Raw genomic sequence first — 8,976 nt, forward strand, 5'->3', positions numbered from 1 at the left:
TCAATTGCCGTTCAATTGGCCTGTGCCGTCGCGGGCCGCTTCGGCGTCAGGCCTGCAGGCTGCTCCGACATCTCGGGCGAAAGGTCAATCCCGAAATCCTCCAGCCGCACCCTGAGTTCGGCCGCGATATACTTGACATATTCGGACAGGAGCAGCCGCAAGGTGGACGCCGAGGTCCACCAGGGCTCCTCGCGCCATTTGTCGCCGACTACCGCGAACGGGATCAGCGTCGTCTCCGGCATCGCATGCGAGAACTCCACCAGCGCACGCGGCATGTGATAGTTCGAGGTGACCACGATCAGTGACTTGAAGCCGCGCCTCTCGGCCCAGCGCCGCGCCTCCGCCGCGTTGCCGCGGGTCGTGAGCGCGGTGCGGTCGAGGTCGACGCAGCAGGCCATGAAGGTCTGGTTCTCCGGCAGGGTCCGGGAGATGTCGCTCGCCGTCGAGGTCGGGTGCACGCCTGAGATCAGCAGCCGCTTGCCGTAGCCGGCGGCGAGCAGCTCCATGGCGTCCGAGACCCGCGAGGAGCCGCCGGTCAGCACCACGATGCCATCGGCCTTGCGGCTAGGGGCGATCTCGGCGCCACGCAATTGCGACAGGAACGCGATGAAGCCCGCCGCCGCGCCGACGAAGGCAAGCGCGACCGTCGATACCACCACCGCGCGCAGCCAGCCGCGCGGCAGTTTCGGCGATCGATCGTCGGTCGGCGAGGTCATGTGATGTCGGTGATCCCTTCCCCGAATGATTTTAGGACGTTTTGAGGCGAAGTGGAGTCCGGTTTATCGGAGCTAATCCACATCGTTCAGTGTCGCGAACAGTGTCTGACGCGAGGCGACGGCGGTGATGGCGCCGATCAGCACCGCCTGCACCGCAAGCACGACATAGCCGGACGGACGCAGCGAGAAGGTGCCGAGCAGCGCGGCGAACTGATCACCGACCGGGGTCCCCGAAAACCAGCCGGCGATCGACTCGGAGAAGCCGAACAACAGCATGGCGACGCCGCCGCCGATCACGCCGCCCTCGAGCCCGAGGCGGAGGAAATGGCGCAGGAAGTGGTTGGCGATATAGCGGTCGCCGGCGCCGACGAAATGCAGCACCTCGACGATCGGGCGGTTCGCCGCCATCGCGCCGCGGGTCGCGAACGAGACCGAAATGATGGTCGCGACGATGACCAGCGCAAGGATGCCGATGCCGGCGAGCACGGTGGCGTTGGTCATCGAGCGCATCCGCTCGATCCAGGCGCGGTGATCATCGACGCTGGCGCTCGGCGCCACTTGCGTCACGCGCGCACGCAAGGCGCCGAGATCGAGCGCCGTGCCGGGCTGAACGCGCGCGATGATCATGCGCGGCACCGGCAGATCGTCCATCGACAGGCCAGTGCCGAGCCAGGGCTCGAGCAGCTTGCCGCTTTCATCCTTCGAGAACGGCTTGACCTCGACGATGCCGGGCTGCGCGCGCATCGCCTCGGTCACCGCCGCGGTATCGCGATCGAGATCGCGGCCCGTCTGCGGTCGGACCTGGATGGTGATTTCGCTTGCGACGTCCGACTGCCATTCCGCGGCGGAGGCGCTCACCAGCAGCACCGTGCCCGTGGTCATCGAGGCCAGGAACGTCATGATGGCGACGACGGCAACCAGCGCACGGCCATGGATCGAGGCCCGCGGCACGATCGGCGACAAATTGCGCGCCTTGGCGGGAAGCGGCGGACGCTCCTGCCCGAGGTCGACCAGAACGCCGCGCTCGTCGGTCTTACTCATAGACGTGCAGCCGGCCCTGATGCAGCACGAAGCGGCGCGCCTCGTACTGGTCCATCAGGGCGATGTCGTGGGTGGCGATGATGACGGCGGTGCCCGACTTGTTGAGCTCGATGAAGAGCCGCAGCAGGCGGCGGCCGAGCGTCGGGTCGACGCTGCCGGTCGGCTCGTCCGCAAGCAACAATTGAGGGCGCGAGATCACGGCGCGCGCGATCGCGGCGCGCTGCTTCTCACCACCGGACAGGATCGGCGGCAGCGCGTCCATGCGGTCGCCGAGCCCGACCCAGCGCAGGAGGTCGATGACCTCCTTGCGGTAGCTCGACTCGCTGCGGCCCATGACGCGGAACGGCAGCGCCACGTTTTCATAAGTGGTCATGTGATCGAGCAGACGGAAATCCTGCAGCACGATGCCGATGCGCTTGCGCAAATCCGCGATCTCGTCCTTGCTGAGCTGCGAGACGTCGTGGCCGAACAGATTGACGAGGCCGCGCGTCGGCCGATGCGACAGGAACAGCAGGCGCAACAGCGACGTCTTGCCGGCGCCGGACGGGCCGGTGAGAAACTGGAACGAATGCGCCGGGATCTGGAAGCTGAGGTCGCGCAGGACCTCCGGCCCCAGACCGTAACGCAATCCGACATTTTCGAACCGAACCAAGCTCAGCTCCGTTCGAGAGGTGGCGCCGCGCGGCCAGCGAGGTTTCGCCGCACGCGATCAAGGGGTTGTGCGGCCGTTATGGTTTCCGGTTCGTTAACGGTCGCCCTGTAGCATTTGGGGCGCCCGACTCTCCGCGACCGGGGCATCGTCAAGACCAGTCCGTGCATCAAGGCCCGTGTCCATGCATATCGTCTGCCCCCATTGTACGACATCCTACGCCATCAAGCTTGCGAGCCTCGGGGCGAACGGACGGACGGTCCGCTGCTCCCGTTGCAAGGAGACCTGGGTCGCCTATGCCGAGGATGCCATCGAGGAGGCCTCCGTTCCGGCCATGGCCGCAGCCAGGCAGGCCGACGACCAGTCCGACCTCGCCGAGCAGTGGAACTCCTACCCCAAGGACGACAACGCCGCCGACACCCCGGTGATCGACAGCCCCTCGATCGCCAGCGACTGGCCGGACGAGGGCGCCAAGGAGATCGAGGACGAATGGACCGCGGCGGCCCGGGCCGCCGAGGAGGACGCTGCCGGCGCCATGCACCAGTCCTGGTTCCGTGGCCTGTTCAGCCGCCGCGGGGCACGGGTGAAGCGTCCGATCCCCGCTGTAGCGCCACGAAAATCCTATTTCGGCCTGCCGACCGCCTGCGCCGCCATGGCCGCGCTGGTGCTGGCCCTGATCATGTGGCGCGGCGACGTGGTGCGGCTGCTGCCGCAGACGGCAGCGTTCTACAAGATGGTCGGGCTCGACGTGAATTTGCGCGGGCTGGCCTTCAAGGACGTCAAGCTCTCCAGCGAGACCGTGGACGGTAAGCAGGTGCTGGTGATCGAGGGCGCGATCGTGGGTCAGGGCAAGAAGCCGCTCGATATCCCCCGCCTGCGCTTTGCAGTGCGCGATGCGCAGGGCGCTGAGATCTACGCCTGGAACACAGTGCTGGAGCAGACCGTGCTGCAACCGGGGGAGCGCGCCTTCTTCCGCTCGCGCCTGGCCTCGCCGCCGGCGGAGGGCCGCAATATCGACGTCCGTTTCTTCAACCGGCGCGACATTGCCGGCGGCAGCGTATAATCAGGCTTGCAGAGTCCATACGGGAGGTTGGTCCCAAGGATTGATCTAATGCCAAAAGTTCTGATCGCCGACGACGAGGATTCGATGCGCCAGCTGGTGGCGCGCGCCATCGCCATGGACGGCCACGAGACCGTGACGGCGCAGGACGGCGCCGAGGCGCTGGAGATCCTGACCCGCGAAGACGGCGCGTTCGATCTCCTGCTCACCGACATCCAGATGCCCGTGATGGACGGCATCGCGCTGGCGCTGTCCGCCGCGCGCGATTTTCCTGACCTGACGATCTTGCTGATGACCGGATTTGCCGACCAGCGCGAGCGCGCGTCGAACCTGAACGCGCTGGTGCATGACGTCGTGACCAAACCATTCTCGGTCGCCGACATCCGCACCGCGGTGGCGGACGCGCTGGCGGCGAAGAAGGCGTAGCGGGCAGAGCACTCAGCGCATGTAGCCCGCATGAGCGAAGCGACATGCGGGACCAGCGTTCCCGGATATCGCTTCGCTCATCCGGGCTACGAGAACCTCTAGAAATCCTTCAGCAGCCGCTCGAGATAATCGAGCTCGATCTGCGGACGGGCGGGATCGCTCAGGCGGCGGCGAAGCTCTTCGAGGATACGGCGCGCGCGCTGGGCGTCGATCTCGCCGGGAATCTTCACCGTGAAGTCGTCGCTATAATCCTTGCCGCGCAGCGGCCGGCCCAACGGATCGGTCCGTTCGCCGTTCCCCGACTGGCGGCCGACCGCCTGGCCGGGGCCTTCGCCGTCGCCGGGCTCCGAGCCTTCGCCGTTCTGCTGCCCGCCCATGGAGTCAGCCAGATCCTGCATCCCTTTGCGCAAGCCGTCGATGGCCTTGCCCTGCGACGTCGTCGCACCATCGGCATCGCCTTCGCCGATCTGGCTGCCGGCATCGCCCATGGCGTTCTCGGCCGCGTCGAAACCGTCTTCGCCGTCCTGATCGCCATCGCCCGGCTGACCTTGTTGGCCTTGCTGCCCCTGCTGCTTCTGACCGCGCTGGCCCTTCTGACCGTCCTGCGGCAGGCCCATCTCGGCGAGCTTCTTCTTCAGGGCCTCGAGCCGCTTCTTCAGCTGCTCCTGCCGGTCCTGGATATCCGCTCCGTCGCGCGAGGCCGAAGGATCATTCGGATCGGGATAGAGATACTTCTCCATGTCCCTGATCGCCTTGGACTGCTGGCCGATGCTCTGGTCCGAGTTCTTTTCCTTGAGGCTGTCGGCAGATTGCTTCATCGACTTATCGGCGCTGTCGAGCAGCGCATCGAGATTCTGCTGGTCAGTGCGTGACTGCGCCAACGCTGTCGAAGCCGCGAAACAGGATAGCGCAAGCGCGAGAACGGCCGTCGAAAGCCCTCCCCGCACGGCCTTCCGGTTCTGCAAAATCGAGGTGTGCTTCATGAGCTATCTACCTCCCTGGGATTCACGCCAGGTCCTGAGCTCTTCGCGCAAGGCTTCCTGCTGCTTGGCCAGGTCGTCCAGCTGCTCGGTGGTTGCGCCGCGCGTCTTCTGCCGCAACTCTCTCGACTTGCGCAGGATCTCCGCGACCTTGGGGGGCAGCGGCTTGGTGCCGCGCTGACCGCGCTTGGAGTCTTTGCTCTGCCGGTCGGTTTCGTCGCGCAGCGCGTTCTGCTCGCGAAGCAGATCGTTCAGCTCGCGCGCGATCTCGTCCATCTCTCGCTGCTCGGCGCTGGGCGGGCCCGGCGGCCGTTCCAGCAACCGCGCCAAGCGATCCAGCTCGCGCGCGGCCGCGTCACGGTTGCCGCGCTGGATCAGCCGCTCGATCCGCTTCATCTGGTCGTCGACGCCGATGGCCGGACGCGCAAGCGGATTGTTGCGCATCTGCTGCGCGTACTGGCGCATGTAATTGTCGAGCGCGGTCTTCAGATTGTCCATGAGCTTCTTGAGCTCTTCGTCGCTGGCGCCGCGCGCAAGCGCCTGCTTGAGCGCGTCCTGGGCCGCGCGCAGCGCCTTGTCGACGTCGCTGATATTGCCGTCCTCGATCGTCACCGCCAGCGCCCACAGGCTGGCCACGACCTCACGCAGGGAATCGTCGGTGCGCGCCGCCTCAAGCTGGCGCGCGACGTTGTAGAGGCCGAGATAGTGCCCGGCCTCCGGCGTGAACATCTCGGGCGCGATCATCAGCGCGTCCAGCGCGGCATAGACGTCGGAATTCTTGTTGGCGTCGAGCGCGAGGATGCGGCGCTGCTCGATCAGCGCGCGGGCGAGCGGCTTGGTGAACAGCCGCCCCGGCAGGCGCATGTTGAAGGGCTCGCTCTTCGTCTCATTGCCGGCTTCGTCCTTGGCGCTGAGCGTCAGCGTGACGTCCGCGCCGGAATAGGGATCCTCGCTGAGGTCCTTCACCATCTGGCCGACACCGTTGCGGGTGCGCGCATTGGGCAAAGTGAGCGCGAATTGCGGCGGCTGGTACAGCGGCCGCGCGGCCTTGGTGTCAGCGTCCTTGCTTCCATCCTTGGCATTGTCCTGGGCGTCCGAGGGACGCAGGACGAATTGCGCCTCGGCGCCGGTGACGCCGTAATCGTCCTCGATCTTGTAGGAGAGCTGCAGCGCGCCGTAGGCCTGCCGCTCCGGATCCTTGGCAAGCGCGATCGTCGGCGGGCGGTCCGGCGTCGCCGTGAAGGCCCATTGCGGCTGGCCGGAGGGCGCGCGGACATGCGCGGTGCCGTCGCCGGCGATGGCGAAATGCTTTTCGTTGGTGCCCTTGGGCGTGGCCTCGGTGGGGGCGACTTCCTTGAGGCCGCCGGAGACGGCGACATCGAGGCTGCCGCCGGAGGAGCGCACGATCAGGGTCGAGCCGGCCGGCACGGCGAGCGGGCCGCTCGCGGGCAGCGCCGCGGCCTCCTTGTTGGCGGCCGACAGGATGATCGGCGGCTTGCCGGTATAGATCGGCGGCGTGACCCAGGCATCGACGCGAACATTGGTCGGCGCCAGCACACCGTTCCAGTCGAAGGCGGCCCCGAGCCGCATCGCGCGCTCGTCGCCCGCGGCGAAGTAGGTCGCAACCAGCATCACCATGACCAGCGCGCGCAACGCCCAGGGATCGTACAGCGGGAGCCTGGGGTGCGGCAGACCGGCACGGATGCGCTTGAGCGAGGCCAGCGTGCGCTCGCGTTGCGCCTGCCACAGCGCCTGCGCGACGGGGTCCTGCGAGGTCAGCGTGTCCGTGAGCGTGGTGGCCGGGCGGTGGCGGATGCCGGAGCCGCGGTCGAGCCGGCTCAGAGCCTCTTCACGGCTGGGCCAGCGGAAACGAATCAGCGGGAACAGCGCGGCAATCGCAACGCCGGCGAAAATGACGAGACCGATGGCACGGGCGAGGAACGGCAGCGCCAGCCAGAGTCCGGCCCAGGACACCACCAGGAACAAGCCGACCACGGTCAGCAGCCGCGCCAAATTCGGCCAGGCACGCTCCCACGCGATGGCATAGATGGCCCGATCGAGGGCTTGCGCCAGCTTCAGCCGCGACAGAGCGTCGCCATCGCGGATCGGGTCTGACGGGTCGGGGGTGACGCCGTTCAATCAACTCTCCAGGTTACCCGGCAGAGAGAAGCGTACCACAACGGCAGCACTGAGGCATCCGTTCCTGTACGGGAGCGCCCCCTTTTCCCGCATAACACGAGGACGTGACTGGCCCGCAGCAACCCCGTAATTTCCGCGCGCCACCTGAGGGACATGCAAGGGAAGCAGAGGAACGCAATGGACAAGAAGATGCACGACAAGGGCCTGGAAGTCCGCAAAGCGGTGCTGGGGGAAGCCTATGTCAACAACGCCCTGAAGAACGTCGACGATTTCAATCGTCCGTTCCAGGAGATGCTCAACGAATATTGCTGGGGTACGGTGTGGGGCCGCGAGGAGCTGCCGCGCAAGACCCGCAGCATGCTCAACATCGCGATGATCGCTATTCTCAACCGCCAGCACGAGTTCCGCGCACATCTCAAGGGCGCGCTCACCAACGGCGTCACCCGCGACGAGATCCGCGAGATCCTGATGCAGGTCGCGATCTATGGCGGCATGCCCGCCGCCGTCGACAGTTTCAGGATCGCGCGCGAGGTGTTCGCGGAGATCGACGGGAAGGCGTGAGGCTTGCCAATCGCCCTTAATTCAATTGCACCGTCATTGCGAGCGAAGCGAAGCAATCGAGAATCTCTCCGCAGAAGCAGTCTGGATTGCTTCGTCGCTTCGCTCCTCGCAATGACGACGGGAAGGAAATGACACCATGGACATCGGATTCATCGGCCTCGGAAACATGGGTTTCCCGATGGCGCGTCGGCTGATCGAGGCGGGACACAAGCTCGTCGTGTTCGACACCCGCAAGGAGGTCGTCGATAAGCTCGTGGCGCGCGGCGCCACGGCTGCGACATCACCAAAGGACGTCGCCGACCAGGTCGAGACCGTGATGGCGAGCCTGCCCTCGCTGCAGGCTTCGCTCGACGTCGCGACTGGGGCGAACGGCGTGATCGAAGGCAAGCGTGCCAAGCGCTTCATCGACCTCTCCACCGTGGGCTCGGCGATGGCCGCGAAGATTCACGGCCTTCTGGCACAACGCAACATCGTGCAGATCGACTGCCCCGTCTCCGGCGGCGTCGGCGGCGCCGAGAAAGGCACGCTGGCGGTGATGGTGTCGGGGCCGAAGGCGGAGTTCGAGCTGCTCAAGCCCGCGCTCAAGGTGATCGGAAAAGTGTTCTTCATCGGCGAGAAGCCCGGCGCGGCACAGACCATGAAGCTCGCCAACAATTTCCTGTCGGCCACCGCGATCGTGGCGACGTCGGAAGCCGTGGTGATGGGCGTGAAGGCCGGGCTCGATCCCGCCGTGATGATCGACGTCATCAATTCAGGCTCGGGCATGAACACCGCGAGCCGCGACAAGTTTCCGCGCTCGGTGCTGCCGCGCACGTTCGACTTCGGCTTCGCCACGGGGCTGATGGTGAAGGACGTCCGGCTGGCGCTGGAGGAGATGAAGCAGCTCGGCCTGTCGATGGAGGTCGCCGACGCCGTCGGGCGCCTTTGGGAGACCGTCATCAGCGCGGAAGGCGCCGAGTCCGACTTCACCGCCGCGATCAAGCCGATCGAGAAGAAGGCAGGCGTCGTGGTTGGCGGCAAGACGGGTGGATTGGCGGGGAAGTGACCGCACGCTCAGTCCCGTAGCTCGGATGGAGCGAAGCGTAATCCGGGATTGATGCATGCTGCAGCGAGTCCCGATTGCGCTTCGCTCCATCCGGCTACGTCCTCACAACCAAGGCGCGTGCTTGCTGTTTTTACCCGATGGCACCATTCGCCCTTGAGTTGTATTCTTTGTAAGTTATCCTGTCCGCCTACACGCCTGCATAAAAATCAGGGAGGACAGAATGAAACGTCATTGGAGTGCACCCCAAAAGTGAGACACGGGAAATTAGGGACAGTTCTCTAACGGAGAACGTATGCCCAACAAATCACCCCGTGTTTTCAGCCGAGAGTTCAAGCTCGAGACAGTCCGTCGCATTCTGG

General features: G+C 65.8%; 9 protein-coding genes. 4 read left to right on the top strand and 5 right to left on the bottom strand.

Annotation, left to right across the window (positions count from 1 at the left end):
• Window positions 1-11: 11 nt before the first annotated feature.
• From RAD16_RS39715 to ftsE, 3 genes are all read right to left on the bottom strand, one after another.
• Window positions 12-716: a YdcF family protein gene (locus RAD16_RS39715; RefSeq protein WP_458163421.1), complete on the bottom strand. Its 705-nt coding sequence runs from the start codon at window positions 714-716 to the stop codon at window positions 12-14.
• 72 nt (window positions 717-788) lie between these two features.
• Window positions 789-1,757: a cell division protein FtsX gene (locus tag RAD16_RS39720; RefSeq protein ID WP_458163423.1), complete on the bottom strand. Its 969-nt coding sequence runs from the start codon at window positions 1,755-1,757 to the stop codon at window positions 789-791.
• Window positions 1,750-2,409, bottom strand: a complete 660-nt coding sequence (ftsE, locus tag RAD16_RS39725; RefSeq protein ID WP_326896824.1) for a cell division ATP-binding protein FtsE — start codon at window positions 2,407-2,409, stop codon at window positions 1,750-1,752. The genes RAD16_RS39720 and ftsE overlap by 8 nt, the downstream gene beginning before the upstream one ends.
• Before the next feature lie 181 nt (window positions 2,410-2,590).
• On the opposite strand from ftsE, the gene RAD16_RS39730 reads away from it, so the two are divergent.
• On the top strand, window positions 2,591-3,469 hold the full coding sequence (locus RAD16_RS39730; RefSeq protein ID WP_458163425.1) for an MJ0042-type zinc finger domain-containing protein: 879 nt from the start codon (window positions 2,591-2,593) through the stop codon (window positions 3,467-3,469).
• Window positions 3,470-3,517: 48 nt separating this feature from the next.
• Entirely contained in the window at window positions 3,518-3,892 is a 375-nt protein-coding gene (locus RAD16_RS39735; protein ID WP_458163427.1) for a response regulator, read from the top strand.
• A gap of 98 nt (window positions 3,893-3,990) precedes the next feature.
• Here RAD16_RS39735 and RAD16_RS39740 read toward each other — a convergent pair whose 3' ends face one another.
• Both RAD16_RS39740 and RAD16_RS39745 read right to left on the bottom strand, forming a co-directional pair.
• A complete protein-coding gene (locus RAD16_RS39740; RefSeq protein WP_458163429.1) occupies window positions 3,991-4,875 on the bottom strand; it encodes a DUF4175 family protein in 885 nt (294 codons plus the stop codon).
• A 3-nt stretch (window positions 4,876-4,878) separates the two neighbouring features.
• On the bottom strand, window positions 4,879-7,011 hold the full coding sequence (locus RAD16_RS39745) for a TIGR02302 family protein (protein WP_458163431.1): 2,133 nt from the start codon (window positions 7,009-7,011) through the stop codon (window positions 4,879-4,881).
• A gap of 177 nt (window positions 7,012-7,188) precedes the next feature.
• Here RAD16_RS39745 and RAD16_RS39750 point away from each other — a divergent pair, with 177 nt between their 5' ends.
• Together RAD16_RS39750 and RAD16_RS39755 are read left to right on the top strand one after the other, a co-directional pair.
• Window positions 7,189-7,572 carry a carboxymuconolactone decarboxylase family protein gene (locus RAD16_RS39750; RefSeq protein ID WP_008567285.1) on the top strand — a complete coding sequence of 128 codons (384 nt, stop codon included), beginning with the start codon at window positions 7,189-7,191 and terminating at the stop codon, window positions 7,570-7,572.
• A gap of 136 nt (window positions 7,573-7,708) precedes the next feature.
• Complete coding sequence (locus RAD16_RS39755; protein ID WP_458163434.1) at window positions 7,709-8,617, top strand: NAD(P)-dependent oxidoreductase; 909 nt, start codon at window positions 7,709-7,711, stop codon at window positions 8,615-8,617.
• Window positions 8,618-8,976: the final 359 nt, after the last annotated feature.

It is taken from the genome of Bradyrhizobium sp. 18BD, from assembly GCF_054185225.1.